Source organism: Kitasatospora sp. NPDC036993 (assembly GCF_055607525.1).
The window spans coordinates 7,624-28,855 of sequence record NZ_JBVJRP010000034.1 but is presented as its reverse complement, the minus strand read 5'-3'; the positions used below and the strand labels follow the sequence as shown (position 1 = coordinate 28,855).

Genomic DNA, 21,232 nt, shown 5'->3' with positions numbered 1-21,232 from the left:
ACACATCAGCCATCAGGAGTCGGAGTTTCCGAGCGCCATACGGATCAGGTCCTCGGTGTCCATCGCGTCGATCCCGTCGATCGCTCCGGTCGCGTCGGCCTCCTCGGCCGCCGTCTCCCCACCCCCGAGGTTTGCCAGGTCAAGCAGGAGGTCCAGCACGCCGGCGGCCCGGAAGCGGTCCAGCGGGATGGCCGCGAGCGCGGTGCGGATCCGGGTCTCCTCCGGGTCCGCGTCGTCCGCCGCGTCGTCCGGCACCAGCTCGGCCCGCAGGTGGGCGGTGAGCGCGGCGGGCGTCGGGTAGTCGAAGACCAGCGTCGCCGGCAGCTTCAGCCCGGTGGCCGCGTTGAGGCGGTTGCGCAGCTCGACCGCGGTGAGCGAGTCGAAGCCGAGCTCCTTGAACGCGCGGCCCGGCTCCAGCGCGGCCCCGCCGCCGTGGCCGAGGACGACCGCGACGTGGGTGCCGACCAGGTCGGTCAGCACGGCGTCCCGCTCCTCGCCCGGCAGGGCGGCGAGCCGCTCCGCGAGCGACACCGGACCGGTGGCGGTCCCGCCGGTGGCCGCCGTGCGCCGGCCGGCGCCGCGGCGCAGCCCGCGCAGCAGCGGGTCGTCCGCGCCGTCCGAGAGGAGCTTCGCGAAGTCGAGGCGCATCGGCGAGAGCACCGGGCGGCCCGACACGTGGGCCGCGTCGAACAGCGCCATGCCCAGGTCCGCCGTGAGCGGCAGCATGCCGCCGCGCTCCATCCGCTGGACGTCGGCCTCGGTGAGGTGGCCGGTGATGCCGCTGCGCTGCTCCCAGAAGCCCCACTGGAGGGAGACTCCCGCGAGCCCCCTGGCCCGGCGGTGCTGGGCCAGGGCGTCGAGGAAGGTGTTGCCCGCGACGTAGTTGCCCTGCCCGGCCTCGCCGAACATGGCGGCGGCCGAGGAGAAGAGCACGAAGGCCGCCAGGCCCATGGACTCCGTCAGCTCGTGCAGGTGGAGCGCCGCGTCGACCTTGGGACGCAGCACCCGGCCGAGCCGCTCCGGGCTGAGCGAGCCGATCGTGGCGTCGTCGATCACACCGGCGGTGTGGACGACGGCCGTGAGCGGGTGCTCGGCCGGAACCGACTTCAGCAGGGCCTCGACCGCCGAACGGTCCGTCACGTCGCAGGCGACGACCTCGACCCGGGCGCCGAGCCCGGTGAGCTCGGCCACCAGCTCGGGGGCGCCCTCGGCGTCGAGACCGCGCCGGCTGGTCAGCACGAGGTTGCGCAGCCCGTGCCCGGTGACCAGGTGGCGGGCCACCAGGGCACCGAGGGTGCCGGTGCCGCCGGTGATCAGCGCGGTGCCGGCGCGGTCCAGCTCGGCCGGCACGGCGGTGCCCACCCCGACGACCGGGACCCTGGACAGCCGGCGGGCCGACACCCGGGTGCCGCGCACCGCCAGCTCGGGCTCCCCGGTGGCGACGGCCGCCGCCAGCAGCTCGGCGGTCAGCTCGTTGCTGCGCACGTCCAGCAGGACGAGCCGGTCCGGGTTCTCGCGCTGCGCCGAGCGGAGCAGGCCCCACACGGCGGCGTGCGCCAGGTCGGTCACGTCCTCGTCCGGCCCGGTGGCCGTGGCGCCCTGGGTCACGACGACCAGGCGCGAGTCCGCGAACCGTTCCTCGGCCAGCCACTCCTGGACGAGACCGAGGGCCCCGTACAGCGCGGTGTGGGTCTCCCGAACGAGTTCGGACGCGTCCCCTCGGTTCGGCGTCGTCGAGCCCAGCGGCACGAACACCAGCTCGGGCACGGCCTCCTCGGCCGCGATCTCCGCCAACTCCGAGTACCAGGTGACCTCGTCGAACGGCAGGCCGCAGGTGTCGCCGCCGAGCACCGCCCAGTCGGCACCGGCACCGGCGTTCCCGCCGGCGGCCGGGGCGAACGGCAGCGCCGCCCACTCCGACTGGAACAGCGACTCGTGGAAGCCGGTACGGCCCGCGGCCAGGCCCTCGGCGGTCACCGGGCGGCGCTCCAGCGAGGCGACGGCCGCCACGGGCGCGCCCGCGCCGTCGGCGATCTGCACCGACAGGGCCTCCGTTCCCTCACCGCCGCGGACGATGCGCACCCGCAGCAGCGAGGCGCCGGTGGCGAACAGCGTCAGGCCGTTCCAGGCGGCGGGAAGGGCGATCCGGCCGTCGGCCGCGGTGAACGCGTCCAGCAGCACGGGGTGCAGGGCCGCGTCGAGCAGTGCCGGGTGAACGCCGAAGCCGTCGACCGCCACGCCCTCGGGGAGGGCGACCTCGGCGAACAGCTCGTCGCCACGGCGCCAGGCGGCCCGCAGGCCCTGGAACACCGGGCCGTGGACGGCGCCGAGGCCGGCGAGATCGGCGTACACGCCGTCGGTCTCGATCACCTCGGCGTCCTTCGGCGGCCAGGCCGCCAGGTCGAACCCGGCCGCCGGAGCGGCCCCGGTCAGCGCGCCCTCGGCGTGCCGCGTCCACGGCGTGCCCGCCTCCGCGTCGTCCGGCTGCGAGAAGACCGCCACCCGACGGCGCCCGTCCGGGCCGGCCGGGTCGACCGTCACCCGCACGGCGACACCGCCGCGCTCGGGCAGCACCAGCGGCGCCTGCACGGCCAGCTCCGCGACGGCGCCGGAGCCGACCTGGTCGGCGGCGTGCACCGCCAGCTCGGCCAGCACCGACCAGGGCAGCAGCGCCGCGCCCAGCACGGTGTGATCGGCCAGCCAGGCGTGCGACTGGAGGGAGAGCCGGCCGGTGAGGACCACCGTGTCCGACTCCGGCAGTGTGATCGCCGCACCGAGCAGCGGGTGCCCGGTGGCGGCCTGGCCGAGACCGGTGGCGCTGCCGAGCGTGGCGACGGGCTCCAGCCAGAAGCGCTCGTGCTGGAAGGCGTAGGTCGGCAGGTCGATGCGGCGCGCGCCGCGACCGGCGAACACGCCGTCCCAGTCCAGTTCGGCGCCACGGGCGTGGAGACCGGTGACGGCCTGGGTGAAGGACAGCGCCTCCGGGCGGTCCCTGCGCAGGACCGGGGCGAAGTGGCCGTCCGTGATCTCCTGCGCCAGAGCCGACAGGGTTCCGTCCGGACCCAGCTCCAGGAAGTCGGTGACGCCCTGGGCGGCCAGGTACGCGATGCCGTCGGCGAAGCGCACAGCCTGACGGACGTGCCGCACCCAGTACTCGGGCGAGGCCAGTTCGGTGGCGAGTTCGCCCGTGACGTTGGAGACGACGGCGAACTTCGGCTCCGAGTAGGCGAGTTCGGACGCCACGGCGCGGAACTCGGCCAGCATCGGCTCCATGCGCGGCGAGTGGAACGCGTGGCTCACCCGCAGCTGACGGCCCTTGCGGCCCTCGCTCTTCCAGTGCTCCAGCACCTCAAGCACTGCGGCCTCGTCACCCGAAACCACCACCGACGTCGGCCCGTTGACCGCCGCGACGGCGATCTCCGACTCCCGGCCCGCCAGCAGGGGCAACACCTCGGCCTCAGTGGCCTGGATCGCCGCCATGGTGCCGCCCTCGGGCAGCGCCTGCATCAGCCGGCCACGAGCCTCGACCAGCTTCGCCGCATCGTCCAGGGAAAGGACCCCGGCGACGTGGGCAGCAGCGATCTCACCGACCGAGTGACCGACCAGGAAGTCGGGCTTCAAGCCCCACGACTCGACCAGACGGAACAGCGCAACCTCGACGGCGAACAGCGCCGCCTGCGTGTACGCCGTCTGATCCAGCAGCTCCGAAGCCTCGAACACCACGTCCCTCAACGGGAATTCGAACCTGGCGCACACCTCGTCGAAGGCGGCGGCAAAGGTCGGGAAGGCGTCGTACAGCTCCCGGCCCATCCCCGTCCGCTGGCTCCCCTGTCCGGTGAACAGGAACGCGAGCTTGCCACGGCTCACCGAAGCGCCGGACGCCTCACCGCTCGCCAGACCTGCGAGCCCGGCCAGCAGCTCCTCCCGGCTCGTACCCGCGACCACCGCACGCTGCTCGAACCGGGCACGCGACACCGCCAGCGAGTACCCGACGTCCGTGAGCGACAACTCCGGCCGCTCCCCGACGAAGGAAGCCAACCGCGCGGCCTGGTCCCGCAGTGCGGTCTCGGTCCTGCCCGACACCACCCACGACACCGGAGCGGTGACGGTGGCCTCCGCCACCTCGACCGGCGCGCTGTCCGGAGCCTGCTCCAGGATCACGTGCGCGTTGGTGCCACCGATACCGAAGGAGGAGACGGCGGAACGCCGGGCCCGGTCCACCGCCGGCCACGCGCGGGCCTCGGTCAGCAGCTCCACCGAGCCGGCCGACCAGTCGACCTCGGGGGTCGGCTCGTCCACGTGCAGGGTCTGCGGCAGGTAGCCCTCCCGCATCGCCATGACCATCTTGATCACGCCGGCGACGCCCGAAGCGGCCTGGCTGTGGCCGAGGTTGGACTTCACCGAGCCCAGCCACAGCGGCTCGCCGCCCTCACGGCCCTGACCGTACGTGGCCAGCAGCGCCTGCGCCTCGATCGGGTCGCCCAGTCGGGTACCCGTCCCGTGCGCCTCCACCACGTCCACCTCGGTGGCCGCAAGCCCGGCACCCGCCAGCGCCTGCCGGATCACCCGCTGCTGCGAGGGACCGTTCGGCGCCGTCAGACCGTTCGACGCACCGTCCTGGTTCACCGCCGAACCCCGCACCACCGCAAGCACCTTGTGCCCGCTGCGCCGCGCGTCCGACAACCGCTCCACGAGCAGCATGCCGACACCCTCGGCCCAGCCCGTGCCATCGGCCGCCGCCGCGAAGGCCTTGATCCGGCCGTCGGGCGCCAGACCGCGCTGCCGCGAGAAGTCCACGAAGGTCTCCGGCGTCGCCATGACCGTCACACCGCCGACCAGGGCGAGCGCACACTCCCGCTGGCGCAGCGACTGCACCGCCAGGTGCAGGGCCACCAGCGAGGACGAGCACGCCGTGTCCACCGACACCGCCGGGCCCTCCAGGCCCAGGGTGTAGGAGATCCGGCCGGAGGCCACGCTGCCCGAGTTGCCGGTGCCGAGGTAGCCCTCCAGGCCCTCCGGCGCGGCGTCCCGGCCCGCGTAGTAGTCCGAGCTCATGACACCGGCGAACACGCCGGTCTGGCTGCCGCGCACCGACACCGGGTCGATCCCGGCGTCCTCCAGCGCCTCCCACGACGCCTCCAGCAGCAGGCGCTGCTGCGGGTCGGTGGCCAGCGCCTCGCGCGGCGAGATCCCGAAGAACGCCGGGTCGAAGTCGCCCGCGCTCTCCAGGAAGCCGCCGACCCGCGCGTAGGTCGTGCCGGCCCGGTCGGGGTCGGCGTCGAAGAGGGTGTCCAGGTCCCAGCCGCGGTCGGTCGGGAAGTCCGTCAGGCCCTCCCGGCCCGCGAGGAGCAGTTGCCACAGCTCCTCGGGCGAGCCGGCGCCGCCCGGGTAGCGGCAGCTCATGCCGACGATCACGATCGGGTCGTCGGCCACACCCGGGGTGACGGCCACGGCCTCGACGGCGACCGCCGCCTGGTCGTCCCCGTCGCCGAGCACCTCCGCGCGGACGAACTCCACCAGCGCGGCCGGCGTCGGGTAGTCGAACACCAGCGTGGCCGGGAGGCGCAGGCCGGTGGCGCCGTTGAGCCGGTTGCGCAGCTCGACGGCGGTCAGCGAGTCGAAGCCCAGCTCCTTGAACGGCCGGCCGACCTCGACGGTGTGCGCCCCGCCGTGGCCGAGCACCGCCGCGACGTGGGTCTGCACCAGGGTGAGCAGCGCCGCGTCCCGCTCGCCGGGGGTCAGTGCGGCCAGGCGCGTCGCCAGGTCCGAACCGCCCACCGCGGGCCCGGTGCGGACGGTGCGGCGCGCGGGGGCGCCGACCAGTCGGTGCAGCAGCGCGGGCACCGGGGCGCCCTGGGCGCGCAGCCCGGTGATGTCCAGCGGGATCGGGACGAGGGTCGGCTCGGTGCCGCGCACGGCGGCGTCGAACATCGCGAGCCCCAGCTCCGAGGGGAGCGGGATGGTGCCGGCCCGCCGCATGCGTTCGAGGTCGGCCTGCGAGAGGTGACCGGTGATGCCGCTGCGCTGCTCCCAGAAGCCCCAGGCCAGCGAGGTGGCGGCCAGGCCCTGCGCGCGGCGGTAGGAGGCGAGCGCGTCCAGGAAGGTGTTCGCGGCCGCGTAGTTCCCCTGACCGGCCTCGCCGAAGACACCGGCGGCGGAGGAGAACAGTGCGAAGACGGACAGGTCCAGCTCGCGGGTCAGCTCGTGCAGGTTGACCGCCGCGTCCACCTTCGGACGCAGCACCGTGTCGAGCCGCTCGGGGGTGAGCGAGTCGATCACGCCGTCGTCCAGCACACCGGCGGTGTGCACGACGCCGGTGAGCGGGTGCTCGGCGGGGACGGTGGCCAGCAGGGCGGCGAGCGCCTCCCGGTCGGCGGCGTCGCACGCGGCGACCTCCACCTCGGCCGCGCCCAACTCGACCAGCTCGTCCGCCAGTTCCCGCGCACCCTCGGCGGCCAGGCCGCGACGGCTGGTCAGCACGAGGCGGCGGACGCCGTGCTCGGTGACCAGGTGGCGGGCGATCAGGGCGCCGAGCGAGCCGGTGCCACCGGTGATCAGCACCGTGCCGGCCGCGTCGATCACGGCGTCGTTCACGGCGTCGGCACCGTCGCCGGACCCGGCACGGTCGCCGGTCTCCGGGGCGAAGCGGGCCAGGCGCGGGACAAGGACCTTGCCGCCGCGCAGGGCCACCTGCTCCTCGCCCGTGGCGACGGCGGCCAGCAGCCGGTCGGCGCGCAGGGCGTCGAAGCCGCGGTCGGTGTCGACCAGGACGAAGCGGTCCGGGTTCTCCGCCTGGGCGGAACGCACCAGACCCCAGACCGGCGCGTTGACCAGGTCCTCGACACCCCCGGCCACGGCGACCGCGCCACGGGTGACGAACACCAGACGCGAGTCGGCGAAGCGCTCCTCGGCCAGCCAGCCCTGCAACAGGCCCAGCGCCCGGTGAACCGCCCCACGGGCCTCGTCCGCCGTGTCCGCCGTGTCCGCACCGGCTGTTCCGGCGACGGCCGGCGACACGAACACCACGCCCGGCACGGCGCCCGCCTCGGCCAGCTCCGTGAGCCCCGCGAAACCGGTGAATCCGGTACGGCCGGTGGAACCGATCACCGCCGCCGGACCGGCGGCACCCGCCGCCACGGCCGCGGTCTCCTGCCACTCCACCCGGAACAGCGCGTCGTGGAACTCACCACGCCGGGCCGCCACCAGCTCGTCCGCCGACGCCTCGCGCCAGCCGATCGCCGCCGCCGAGAACACCGGCGAGCCCGACTCGTCCGACGCGTCCAGCGAGCCGCCCGACAGTCGCACCCGCAGAGCGGTCGCACCGGTGGCGAAGAGGGAGACGCCGGTCCACCCGGAGGCGATCCTGGCCGCCCGCCCGTCCAGCGGCAGCACCTGGAGGGCCGCCTCCAGCAGCGCGGGGTGAAGGCCGAAGCCCTCCGCCGACACGCCCTCGGGGAGCACGACCTCGACGAAGAGGTCACCGGCGAGCCGCCAGGCGGCCCGGACTCCCGGCAGCTCCGACACCACCGGCTGGGCACCCTTCGGCGGCCAGACCGACAGGTCGAAGGACCCGGCAGCGACGGAATCGGTCAGCATGCCGGTCGCGTTGAGCGCCCACGGCTCGTCCGCCTCGGCGTCCTCGGCGCGGGAGAACACCCGCACCGCGTGACCGCCGGCGTCCTCGTCCGCCTGGACGGTCACCCGCAGAGCGACACCACCGCGCTCGGGCAGGACGAGCGGGGCCGGCAGCGTCAGCTCCCGGAGCGCCCCGGCGCCGACCTGGTCACCGGCGTGGATCGCCAGCTCCACCAACGCCGACGACGGCACCACGGCCGCGCCCAGCAGCGTGTGCTCGGCAAGCCACGTGTGCGACTGGAGCGACACCCGGCCCGTCAGCAGCACGCCGTCCGAGTCCGGCAGAGCGATCGCCGCGCCCAGCAGCGGGTGCCCCGTCGCGGCCTGGCCCAGACCGGTGGCGTCACCGGTGCCGGAGGACGTCACCTTCAGCCAGAAGTGCTCGTGCTGGAAGGCGTACGTCGGCAGGTCGACACGGCGTGCGCCGCGACCGGCGAAGACGCCGTCCCAGTCGAGCACCGCGCCCCGGGTGTGCAGGCCGGTGACGGCCTGGGTGAAGGTCTGGGTCTCGGGGCGGTCCTTGCGCAGGACCGGGGCGAAGTGGCCGTCCGTGATCTCCTGGGCGAGGGCCGACAGGGTGCCGTCGGGGCCCAGCTCCAGGAAGTCGGTGACGCCCTGGGCGGCCAGGTACGCGATGCCGTCGGCGAAGCGCACAGCCTGACGGACGTGGCGCACCCAGTACTCGGGGGACGTCAGCTCGGTCGCCGGCTCACCGGTCACGTTGGAGACCACCGCGAACTGCGGCTCCGAGTAAGTGAGTTCGGACGCCACGGCGCGGAACTCGGCCAGCATCGGCTCCATCCGCGGCGAGTGGAACGCGTGACTCACCCGCAGCTGACGGCCCTTGCGGCCCTCGCTCTTCCAGTACTCCAGCACCTCAAGCACAGCGGCCTCGTCACCCGAAACCACCACCGAGGAAGGCCCGTTGACCGCCGCGACAGCGATCTCCGACTCCCGGCCCGCCAGCAGCGGCAGCACCTCGGCCTCGGTGACCTGGATCGCCGCCATCGTGCCGCCCTCGGGCAGCGCCTGCATCAGCCGGCCACGCGCCTCCACCAGCTTCGCCGCATCCTCCAGCGACAGCACACCGGCAACGTGTGCAGCAGCGATCTCACCCACGGAGTGACCGACCAGGAAGTCGGGCTTCAGACCCCACGACTCCACCAGGCGGAACAGCGCGACCTCGACGGCGAACAGCGCCGCCTGCGTGTACGCGGTCTGGTCCAGCAGCTCCGAAGCCTCGAACACCACGTCCTTCAACGGGAATTCGAACCTGACACACACCTCGTCGAAGGCGGCGGCGAACACCGGGAACGCCTCGTACAGCTCCCGGCCCATCCCCGCCCGCTGGCTCCCCTGCCCCGTGAACAGGAACGCCAGCTTCCCGTAAGCGACAGTCTCCGTACCCGACTCACCAGCCGCCAGCCCCGCAAGACCCGCCAGCAGTTCCTCCCGGTTCCCGCCCGACACCACCGCACGGTGGTCGAAGCGCGCCCGCGACACCGCCAGCGAGAAGCCGACGTCCACCGGCGACAGCTCCGGCCGCTCCCCGACGAAGGAAGCCAGCCGCCCGGCCTGCGCCCGCAGCGCCGCCTCCGACTTGCCCGACACCACCCACGACACCGGAGCGTCGACCGTCACCTCGTCGGCCTCGACGGCCTTCTCGACGGGCGCCTGCTCCAGGATCACGTGCGCGTTGGTCCCGCTCAGGCCGAACGAGGACACACCGGCCCGGCGCGGACGCCCGACCTTCGGCCAGTCCCGCGCCTCCGTCAGCAGCTCCACCGAACCCGCGGACCAGTCCACCTCGGGCGTGGGCCCGTCGACGTTCAGGGTCTGCGGCAGGTGGCCCTCCTGCATCGCCTTGATCATCTTGATCACGCCGGCGACACCGGCTGCGGCCTGTGTGTGGCCGATGTTGGACTTCACCGAGCCCAGCCAGAGCGGCTCGCCGCCCTCACGCTCCTGGCCATAGGTGGCCAGCAGCGCCTGCGCCTCGATCGGGTCGCCCAGACGGGTACCCGTCCCGTGCGCCTCCACCACGTCCACCTCGGTGGCCGCAAGCCCGGCACCCGCCAGCGCCTGCCGGATCACCCGCTGCTGCGAGGGACCGTTCGGCGCCGTCAGACCGTTCGACGCACCGTCCTGGTTCACCGCCGAACCCCGCACCACCGCAAGCACCTTGTGCCCGCTGCGCCGCGCGTCCGACAACCGCTCCACGAGCAGCATGCCCACGCCCTCGCCCCAGTTGGTGCCGTCGGCGGCCGCCGCGAAGGCCTTGATCCGGCCGTCGGAGGCCAGACCGCGCTGGCGCGAGAAGTCCACGAAGGTGTCCGGCCCGGCCATCACGGTGACGCCGCCGACCAGGGCCATCGAGCAGTCGCCCTGCCGCAGCGACTGCACCGCCAGGTGCAGCGCGACCAGCGAGGACGAGCACGCCGTGTCCACCGACACCGCCGGGCCCTCCAGGCCCAGCGCGTACGAGACGCGGCCGGAGGCGACGCTGCCGGAGGTGCCCGTGCTGAGGTAGCCCTCAAGCTCCTCGGGGACGGACTGGAGGCCGGGGAAGTAGTCGGTGGCCATCACACCGGCGAAGACACCGGTCTGGCTGCCCTGAAGCTCGTTCGGGTCGATCCCGGCGCTCTCCAGCGCCTCCCAGGCCGCCTCCAGCAGCAGGCGCTGCTGCGGGTCGGTGGCCAGCGCCTCGCGCGGCGAGATCCCGAAGAACGCCGGGTCGAAGTCCCCCGCGCTCTCCAGGAAGCCGCCGACCCGGACGTAGGTCGTGCCGGCCGTGGCCGGGTCCGGGTCGTACAGGCCCTCGACGTCCCAGCCGCGCTCGGCCGGGAACGGCACCAGGCCGTCGCGGCCGTCGGCCACCAGCTGCCACAGCTCCTCGGGGGAGGTCACCCCGCCCGCGAAGCGGCAGCTCATGCCGACGATCACGATCGGGTCCTCGGCGGCGGTGACCGTACGGGCGGCGGCCGATGCGACCACCGGGGCCGCGCCGACCACCTCCGCCCGCAGGAAGTCCACCAGGGCGGCGGGCGTCGGGTAGTCGAACACCAGCGTCGCCGGCAGCTTCAGCCCGGTCTCCGCGTTGAGGCGGTTGCGCAGCTCGACCGCGGTGAGCGAGTCGAAGCCCAGCTCCTTGAACGCGCGCTTGGGCGCGATCGCCTCCCCGCCGCTGTGGCCGAGCGCGGCGGCGACGTGCGCACGGACCAGGTCGAACAGCACGCTGTTCTGCTCGTCCTCGGCGAGCCCGGCGAGCCGGCGGCCCAGCGACGAGGAGTCGGCGCGGGCCGCCCTCCCGCTCGCGACGCGGCGGACGGGCGCACCGACCAGGCCGTGCAGCAGCCCCGGCAGAGCAGCCGCGCCCTGGCGGCGCAGGGCGGCCAGGTCCAGCGGCATCGGCACCAGCGCGGCCGTGTCGGCCCGGAGAGCGGCGTCGAGCAGCGCCATGCCGAACTCCGAGGAGATCGGCACCATGCCCGAGCGCTTGATGCGCTCCGTGTCGGCCTGCGAGAGGTGACCGGTGAGGCCGCTGCGTTGCTCCCAGAAGCCCCAGGCCAGCGAGGTGGCGGCCAGGCCCTGCGAGCGGCGGTAGGAGGCGAGCGCGTCCAGGAAGGTGTTCGCCGCCGCGTAGTTGGCCTGACCGGCGTCGCCGAAGACACCGGCGGCGGAGGAGAACAGCACGAACGCCGACAGGTCCAGCTCACGGGTCAGCTCGTGCAGGTTGAGCGCCGCGTCCACCTTCGGGCGCAGCACCGCCGCGAACCGCTCCGGGGTGAGCGAACCGATCACGCCGTCGTCCAGCACACCGGCCGTGTGCACGACCGCGGTGAGCGGGTGCCCGGCGGGAACGGTGGCCAGGAGAGCGGCGAGCGCCTCCCGGTCGGCGGCGTCGCACGCGGCGACCTCCACCTCGGCCGCGCCCAACTCGACCAGCTCGTCCGCCAGTTCCCGCGCACCCTCGGCGGCGAGGCCGCGACGGCTGGTCAGGATGAGGTGACGGACGCCGTGCTCGGTGACCAGGTGGCGCGCGACCAGCGAACCCAGCGCACCCGTACCGCCGGTGACCAGCACCGTGCCGGCCGCGTCCAGCTCGAACCCGCCCCCGGCAACCGGCGTACGGACCAGGCGCGGCACGAAGGCCTTGCCGCCGCGCAGGGCCACCTGCTCCTCGCCCGTGGCGACGGCGGCCAGCAGCCGGTCGGCCCCCAGCTCGCCGAGACCGCGGTCGGCGTCGACCAGGACGAAGCGGTCCGGGTTCTCCGCCTGGGCGGAACGCACCAGACCCCAGACCGGCGCGTTGACCAGGTCCTCGACACCCCCGGCCACGGCGACCGCGCCACGGGTGACGAACACCAGACGCGAGTCCGCGAGGCGCTCCTCCGCCAGCCAGCCCTGCACCAGCGCCAGCGCGTCCAGCGCCGACCAGTGGACAGCGGCCACCAGGTCGTCGCCCTCGGACGACGCCACCGGCACGAACACCAGCTCCGGCACCGAGCCGGCCGCGGCCAGCTCCGCCGGTCCGGCGAACGCGGCGCCACCGGCGAGAGCGCCGTCCGCCTCGCCGAGCACCGCCCACGAGGCGGTACCGGCGGCGGGCAGCGCCAGCGCCGACCAGTCCAGCCGGAACAGCGCGTCGCGGAACACGTCCCCGCCGAGGGCGAGTTCGTCGGCCGTCGGCTCGTGCCAGGACACCGCCCCAACAGCGAGGACGGGCTCGCCCGAGGCGTCCACGGCGATCAGCGAGCCGCCCGAGAGCCGCACCCGCAGAGCGGTCGCACCGGTGGCGAAGAGGGAGACGCCGGTCCACCCGGAGGCGATCCTGGCCGCCCGCCCGTCCAGCGGCAGCACCTGGAGAGCAGCGTCCAGCAGCGCGGGGTGAAGGCCGAAGCCCTCCGCCGACACGCCCTCGGGAAGCTCGACCTCCGCGTAGTGGGCGTCGCCGAGCTGCCAGGCCGCGCGCACGCCCTGGAAGGCCGGGCCGTAGGCCAGACCCGCCTGCGCGAGGCGCCCGTACAGCGACTCCACGTCCACCTCGCGCGCGCCCTGCGGCGGCCAGACCGACAGGTCGATCCCGACGGCCGGCGCGCCGCCGCCCACCCGGCCGGTCGCGTGGCACACCCACGGCTCGTCGATCCCGGCCGCCTCGTCGCGGGAGTAGACCGCGACCGGACGGAAGCCCTCCTCGTCGGCGCCGTCCACGGCCACCCGCAGGGCGACTCCGCCCTGCTCGGGCAGAACGAGCGGGGCCTGGAGCGCCAGCTCCCGCAGGGCCCCGGCACCGACCTGGTCACCGGCGGCCGTCGCCAGCTCCACGAAGACCGAGCCGGGCACCACGGCGGCGGACAGCAGCTCGTGATCGGCGAGCCAGGCGTGCGACTGGAGGGAGAGGCGGCCGGTCAGCAGAACCGTTCCGGTGGCCGGCAGGGACACCGCCGCGCCGAGGATCGGGTGCTCGACCGAGGTCAGCCCGGCGGGTGCCAGGCTGCCGGTGGGCGCCGTCTGCTCCAGCCAGAAGTGCTGGTGCTGGAAGGCGTACGTCGGCAGGTCGACACGGCCCGCGCCGCGACCGGCGAACACGCCGTCCCAGTCGAGTTCGGCGCCGCGGGCGTGGAGGCCGGTGACGGCCTGGGTGAAGGACAGCGCCTCGGGGCGGTCCTTGCGCAGGACCGGGGCGAACACCGAGTCCTCCGCGTCGGCCAGGACGCCCTGGGCGAGAGCGGACAGGGTGCCGTCGGGGCCCAGCTCCAGGAACTTGGTCACGCCCTGAGCGGCGAGGTAGGCGATGCCGTCGGCGAAGCGCACAGCCTCGCGGACGTGGCGCACCCAGTACTCGGGCGAGGTCAGCTCGGTGGCGAGTTCGCCCGTGACATTGGAGACGACGGAGAACTTCGGCTCTGAGTAGGCGAGTTCGGACGCGACCGCGCGGAACTCGGACAGCATGGGCTCCATGTGCGGCGAGTGGAACGCGTGGCTCACCCGCAGCTGACGACCCCGACGGCCCTTGGCCTTCCAGTGCTCCAGCACCTCAAGGACAGTGGCCTCGTCGCCCGAAACCACCACCGAGGAAGGCCCGTTGACGGCGGCCACGGCGATCTCGGCTTCCCGGCCGGCCAACAGCGGCAGCACCTCGGCCTCGGTCGCCTCGATGGCCGCCATCGCACCACCGACGGGCAGCGCCTGCATCAGACGGCCACGCGCCTCCACCAGCTTCGCCGCATCCTCCAGCGACAGCACACCGGCAACGTGTGCAGCAGCGATCTCACCGACAGAGTGACCGACCAGGAAGTCGGGCTTCAGACCCCAGGACTCGACCAGGCGGAACAACGCGACCTCGACGGCGAACAGCGCCGCCTGCGTGTAAGCCGTCTGGTCCAGCAGCTCCGAAGCCTCGAACACCACGTCCTTCAACGGGAATTCGAAGCGGGCGCACACCTCGTCGAAGGCAGCGGCGAACACCGGGAACGCCGCGTACAGCTCACGCCCCATCCCCGCCCGCTGACTCCCCTGCCCCGTGAACAGGAACGCCAGTGCACCACCGGAGACGACCGACCCCGCGGTCAGCGCGGAAAGGCCCGCCAGCAACTCGTCCCGGCTCGTACCCGAGACGACCGCACGGTGGTCGAAGCGCGCCCGCGACGCCGCCAGCGAGTACCCGACATCCACCGGCGAAAGCTCCGGCCGCTCCCCCACGAAGGAAGCCAGCCGCGCGGCCTGATTCCGCAGCGCAGCCTCGGACTTGCCCGACACCACCCACGACACCGGAGCGTCGACGGTGACCGCGACGGCCTCCGCCGGCTCCTCCACCGGAGCCTGCTCCAGCACCACATGCGCGTTGGTGCCGCTGATGCCGAACGAGGACACGGCCGCCCGGCGCGGACGCCCGACCTCCGGCCAGTCCCGGGCCTCCGTCAGCAGCTCCACCGAACCGGCGGACCAGTCCACCTCGGGCGTCGGCGCGTCGACGTTCAGAGTCCGCGGCATGACGCCGTCACGCAGCGCGTGGACCATCTTGATGATGCCCGCCGCGCCGGCGGCGGCCTGGGTGTGGCCGATGTTGGACTTCACCGAGCCCAGCCACAGCGGCTCGCCGCCCTCGCGCCCCTGCCCGTACGTGGCCAGCAGCGCCTGCGCCTCGATCGGGTCGCCCAGTCGGGTACCCGTCCCGTGCGCCTCCACCACGTCCACGTCGCCCGTGGCCAGACCCGAATCGGCCAGCGCCTGCCGGATCACCCGCTGCTGCGAGGGACCGTTCGGCGCCGTCAGACCGTTCGACGCACCGTCCTGGTTCACCGCCGAACCCCGCACCACCGCAAGCACCTTGTGCCCGTTACGGCGCGCGTCCGACAGCCGCTCCACGAGCAGCATGCCGACACCCTCGCCCCAGATGGTGCCGTCGGCGGCCGCCGCGAAGGCCTTGATCCGGCCGTCCGGCGCCAGCCCGCGCTGCCGCGAGAAGTCCACGAAGGTCTCCGGGGTGGACATGACCGTCACACCGCCGGTGAGGACCAGGGAGGACTCACCGCGCCGCAGCGACTGCACGGCCAGGTGCAGGGCCACCAGCGAGGAGGAGCACGCGGTGTCCACCGACACCGCGGGGCCCTCGAAGCCCAGCGCGTACGAGACGCGGCCGGAGGCGACGCTGCCGGAGGTGCCCGTGCTGAGGTAGCCCTCCAGGTCCTCGGGGACGGCCTGGAGGCTCGGGAAGTAGTCGGTGTTCATCACGCCGGCGAACACGCCGGTCCGGCTGCCGCGCAGCTCGTTCGGGTCGATCCCGGCGCTCTCCAGCGCCTCCCAGGCCGCCTCCAGCAGCAGGCGCTGCTGCGGGTCCATGCCGAGCGCCTCGCGCGGCGAGATGCCGAAGAACTCGGCGTCGAAGTCGGCCGCGGGGACGAAGGCGCCCTCGCGCACGTACGTCGTGCCGACCCGGGTCGGGTCCGCGTCGAAGATCCCCTCGTTGTCCCAGCCGCGGTCGGCCGGGAACGCGGAGAGGCCCTCACCGCCGTCCAGGACCATCCGCCACAGGTCGTCGGGCGAGGCGATGCCGCCCGCGAAGCGGCAGCTCATGCCGACGATCGCGATCGGCTCGTCGTCCACGGCGGTGCGGACGGCCACCGCGGCGTCCTCGTCGGCGGTCGCGCTGCCGAAGGTCTCGGCGAGCAGGTACTCGACGAGGGCGGTGGGGGTCGGGTAGTCGAAGGTGAGGGTCGCGGGCAGGCGCAGCCCGGTGAGGGAGTTGAGCCGGTTGCGCAGCTCGACCGCGCTCAGCGAGTCGAAGCCCAGCTCCTTGAACGCCCGCTTCGGCTCGATCGCCCGGCCGTCGCCGTGGCCGAGCACGGCCGCGACGTGCCCGCGGACGAGGTCCGTCAGGGTGTTCGTCCGCTCGCTGGCGGAGAGTCCGGCGAGCTGGGCGGCGAGGCCGGAGGCACCGCCGGCCGCGGTGGCGCGGCTCGCGACGGCACGGCGGACGGGTGCGCCGACGAGCCCGCGCAGCAGGGCGGGGACGGTGGCGTCGGCGGTGCGGAACGCGGCGAGGTCGAGCACCATCGGGGAGGCGACGGGGAGACCGGCGGACAGCACGGCGTCCAGCAGTTCGAGACCGCGCCCGGTCGGCAGCGGGCTCATGCCCGACCGGCGGATGCGCTCGACGTCCGCGTCCGACAGGCCCTCGGTGATACCGCTGCGCTGCTCCCACAGGCCCCACTGGAGGGCGCCGGCGACCAGGCCCTCCGCGCGGCGTCGGGTGGCGAGCGCGTCCAGGAACGCGTTGGCGGCCGCGTAGTTGCCCTGACCGGCGTCGCCGAACAGGCCCGCCGAGGACGAGAACAGGACGAAGGCCGTCAGCTCCAGGTCCCGGGTCAGCTCGTGGAGGTTGAGCGCCGCGTCCACCTTCGGGCGCAGCACCGCCTCCAGCCGCTCCGGCGACAGCGAGGCCACCAGGCCGTCGTCCAGCACACCGGCCGTGTGCACCACGGCGGTCAGCGGACGGTCCGCCGGAACGGCCTCCAGCAGCCCGGCCAGCGCCTCACGGTCGGCGGCGTCGCAGGCCGCGAACTCCACGCTGGAGGCGCCCAGCGACAGCAGCTCTTCCGTCAGCTCCTGGGCACCCGCGGCGGCGCCACCGCGGCGGCTGGTCAGCACCACGTGGCGGACCCCGTGCTCGGTGACGAGGTGGCGGGCCACCAGGCCGCCCAGCGTGCCGGCACCGGTGACCAGCACCGTCCCGGACGGATCGAACTCCACCGGCTCCGCGGCCAAGGACGACGGCACCCGCACCAGACGCGGCACCCTCACGCTGCCGTCACGCACCGCCAGCTGCGGCTCACCCGACGACACCGCCTCGGTCAACCGCTCCCACACCGGCGCGACGTCCTCGACGTCCAACAGCGTGAACCGCTCCGGGTTCTCCGACTGCGCCGAACGCACCAGACCCCACACCGGAGCATGAACCAGATCCCCGACACCCTCGCCCTCGACCCCGGCCACCGCACCACGCGTCACGAACACCAGCCGCGAACCCGCGAACCGCGCGTCCTCCAACCACTCCCGCACCACACCCAACGCCCGGACCACAGCCCCGCGCACCACATCCGCCGAAACCGAACCCGACACCGGCTCCAACGGGAAGAACACCACACCAGGAACCGACGAACCCAGCCCCGCCAGACCCCCCTCACCCACAACAGCGAAGGAAACCGGACCACCGGAAGCCGTCAGCTCCGACCACTCGACCCGGAACAACGACTCCTCGAAGCCCCCGGCCACCGACAGCTCACCCGCCGGCACCTCACGACGCACCACCGAACGCACCGCGAACACCGGCACACCCGAACCATCCGCCGCCACCACAGCATCGCCCGACACCCGCACCCGCAGCACCGAAGCACCCGACGCGAAGACCGACACCCCCGACCACGACCACCCCGCACCAGGCCCCGCCACACCCACGGCCGACTCCATCAGCCCCGGATGAACGACAAACCCCTCCACCGACACACCATCAGCGAGCGCGACCTCGGCGAACACCTCATCACCGACCGACCACACCCCCTCCCCCACAACCCGCGCACCCACCGGCGGCCACACCGACAGATCGAACGCCGGCCCCTCCGACACCACCGACACCACACCCACCGCATGCACCGTCCAGGCCGCGGAGGCATCAGCCGTCTCCGGACGCGAGAAGACCGCCACGGTCCGCCGGCCGTCGGCATCGGCCGCCTCGACGCTCACCCGCAGCACCACGCCGCCCTGCTCGGGCAGCACCAGCGGCGCGTGGACGGTCAGTTCCTCGACCGTGCCCGCACCGACCTGGTCACCGGCGTGCACCGCCAGCTCCACCAGAGCGGACGACGGCACCACCGCCACACCGTGCACCCGGTGCTCACCCAGCCACCCGTGCGACTGCAACGACACCCGACCGGCCAGCACCACACCGTCCGAGCCCGGCAGTACCACCACCGCACCCACCAGCGGATGACCGCTCGCCCCCAGCCCCAGGCTGCTCGCGTCCCCGGCCGCCGTGGCCACGTTCAGCCAGTAGTGCTGGTGCTGGAAGGCGTACGTCGGCAGGTCGATGCGCCGCCCGGCGCCCCGGCCGGCGAACACGCCGTCCCAGTCCAGGGCGGCACCGTGCGCGTGCACGCCCAGGACGGCCTGGGTGAAGGACAGCGCCTCCGGCCGGTCCTTGCGCAGGACCGGGGCGAACACCGAGTCCTCCGCGTCGGCCAGGACGCCCTGGGCCAGGGCCGACAGGGTGCCGTCCGGGCCCAGCTCCAGGAACTTCTTCACTCCCTGCCCGGCGAGGTACGCGACGCCGTCGGCGAAGCGGACCGCCTCACGGACGTGCCGCACCCAGTACTCGGGCGAGGCCAGTTCCTCCGCCGTCGCCAGTTCGCCGGTCACGTTGGAGACGATCGGGATGCGCGGCGCGGAGTAGCCGATCACGCGGGCGTGCCAGCGGAACTCCTCCAGCATGGGCTCCATCCGCGGCGAGTGGAACGCGTGGCTCACCCGCAGCTGACGGCCCTTACGACCCCGCGCCTTCCAGTGCCCCAGCACCTCCAGGACGGCGGCCTCGTCGCCCGAAACCACCACCGACGTCGGCCCGTTGACCGCAGCGACGGCGATCTCCGACTCCCGGCCCGCCAGCAGCGGCAGGATCTCGGCCTCGGTCGCCTCGATGGCAGCCATCGCACCACCCGTGGGCAGGGCCTGCATCAGGCGGCCACGCGCGGCCACCAGGACGGCGGCGTCCTCCAGCGAGAACACCCCGGCCACGTGCGCGGCGGCCAGTTCGCCGACCGAGTGGCCGACCAGGAAGTCCGGGGTCAGCCCCCAGGACTCGACCAGGCGGAACAGCGACACCTCGACGGCGAACAGCGCCGCCTGGGTGTACGCGGTCTGGTCCAGCAGCTCGGACCCGTCGAAGACCAGGTCCTTCAGCGGCGCGTCGAGGTGCAGGTCCAGGTAGGAGCACACCTCGTCGAAGGCCGCCGCGAACACCGGGAACGCCGCGTACAGCTCACGCCCCATCCCGGTCCGCTGGCTGCCCTGACCGGTGAACAGGAACGCCAGCGCACCGCTGGAGGCGACCGACCCCGCGGTCTCCCCGGCGGCCACCGCCGCGAGGCCCGCGAGCAGTTCGTCGCGGTCCGCGCCGGAGACGACCGCCCGGTGCTCGAAGCGGGAGCGCGACAGCGCCAGCGAGTGGCCGACGTCCACCGGCGACAGCTCCGGCCGGCCCCCGACGAAGGACGCCAGGCGCGCGGCCTGGTCGCGCAGCGCCGCCTCGGACTTGCCCGACAGCACCCACGGCACCGGAGCGGTGACCGTCGCCTCGACAACCTCCGCCGGCTCCTCCGCCGGAGCCTGCTCCAGCACCACGTGCGCGTTGGTGCCGCTCATGCCGAACGACGAGACGCCGGCCCGGCGCGGACGCCCGGCCTCCGGCCACTGCCGCGCCTCGGTCAGCAGCTCCACCGCGCCCGCCGACCAGTCGACGTGCGGCGACGGCTGCCCGGCGTGCAGGGTCTGCGGCAGCACGCCGTTGCGCAGCGCCAGGACCATCTTGACGACACCGGCGACACCGGCCGCGGCCTGGGTGTGGCCGACGTTGGACTTCAGCGAGCCGAGCCAGAGCGGCTCGCCGCCCTCACGCCGCTGACCGTACGTCGAAAGCAGCGCCTGGACCTCGATCGGGTCGCCCAGCCGGGTACCCGTGCCGTGGCCCTCGACGGCGTCGACGTCGGCGGGAACGAGGCCGGCGTCCGCGAGGGCGCGGCGGATGACGCGCTGCTGGGCGAGGCCGCTGGGGGCGGTGAGGCCGTTGGAGGCGCCGTCGGAGTTGATGGCGCTGCCCTTGACGAGCGCGAGCACCCGGTGGCCGTTGCGGCGCGCGTCGGAGAGGCGCTCCAGCACCAGGATGCCGGCGCCCTCGCCCCAGCCGGTGCCGTCGGCGTCGGCGGAGTAGGCGCGGCAGCGGCCGTCCTCGGAGAGGCCGCGCTGGCGGCTGAAGGCGAGGAAGCCGCCGGGGCTGGACATGACGGCGGCGCCGCCGGCGACGGCCAGCGGGCAGTCACCGCGGCGCAGGGCCTGGACGGCGAGGTGGAGGGCGACGAGCGAGCCGGAGCACGCGGTGTCGACGGTGATCGTGGGGCCTTCGAAGGCGAAGGTGTAGGCGAGGCGGCCGGAGGCGACGCTGGCGGCGTTGCCGGTGAGCAGGTAGCCCTCCAGGCCGTCGGCGGCGTCGGACAGGCGCGGCCCGTACTCCTGGTTCTCCACGCCGACGTAGACGCCGGTCTGGCTGCCGCGGGCGGCCCTGGGGTCGATGCCGGCGTTCTCCAGAGCCTCCCAGGTGCTCTCCAGGAGGAGGCGCTGCTGCGGGTCCATGCCGAGCGCCTCGCGCGGCGAGACGCCGAAGAAGTCGGCGTCGAACTCGCCTGCCCCGTGCAGGAATCCGCCCTGACGGGTGTAGGTCTTGCCGCCGTCGTCCGGGTCCGGGGAGTACAGGTCGTCGAGGTCCCAGCCGCGGCTGGTGGGGAACCCGGAGATGGCGTCGCGGCCCTCGGCGAGGAGCCGCCAGAGGTCGTCCGGGGTGTCGACGCCGCCGGGCAGCCGCACGGCCATGCCGACGATGGCGATCGGCTCGTCGTCGGCGGCGGCCGGGAGCGGCTCGTCGGCGGGGCTGTCGCCGGTGCCGGAGAGCAGGCGGCGCAGCTCGCGCGCGAGCGCCCGCGGGGTGGGGTGGTCGAAGGGCAGGGTGACGGGCACGGCCAGTCCGGTGGCGGCGACCAGGCGGCGGTGGAACTCGACGGCGGCGAGCGAGTGGAAGCCGAGTTCGAGGAAGGAGCTCTCGGGGTCGATCTCGCTCGGCCCACCGCGGTCCGTGCCGCTGAGCACGTCCCCGACCAGACCGGTGACGAAGGCGAGCAGGTGGCGTTCCTGCTCCGGACCGGTCAGTTCAGGCTGCGAACGGAATTCTCCGGGCTGGCCTACCATCGCTCGCTCCACCACTCTGCCGACACGGCTGTTCAGGGCTGTACAGGGCTGTTCAAGGAAAAACCGGACGTGACGCGAGAGTAGGTCG

The 21,232-nt window shown here is 74.0% G+C and carries 1 protein-coding gene; it reads right to left on the bottom strand.

Annotated elements, in window-relative coordinates:
- Positions 1-12 precede the first annotated feature (12 nt).
- Entirely contained in the window at positions 13-21,144 is a 21,132-nt protein-coding gene (locus ACZ7C5_RS37315; RefSeq protein WP_470324401.1) for an SDR family NAD(P)-dependent oxidoreductase, read from the bottom strand.
- Positions 21,145-21,232 lie beyond the last annotated feature (88 nt).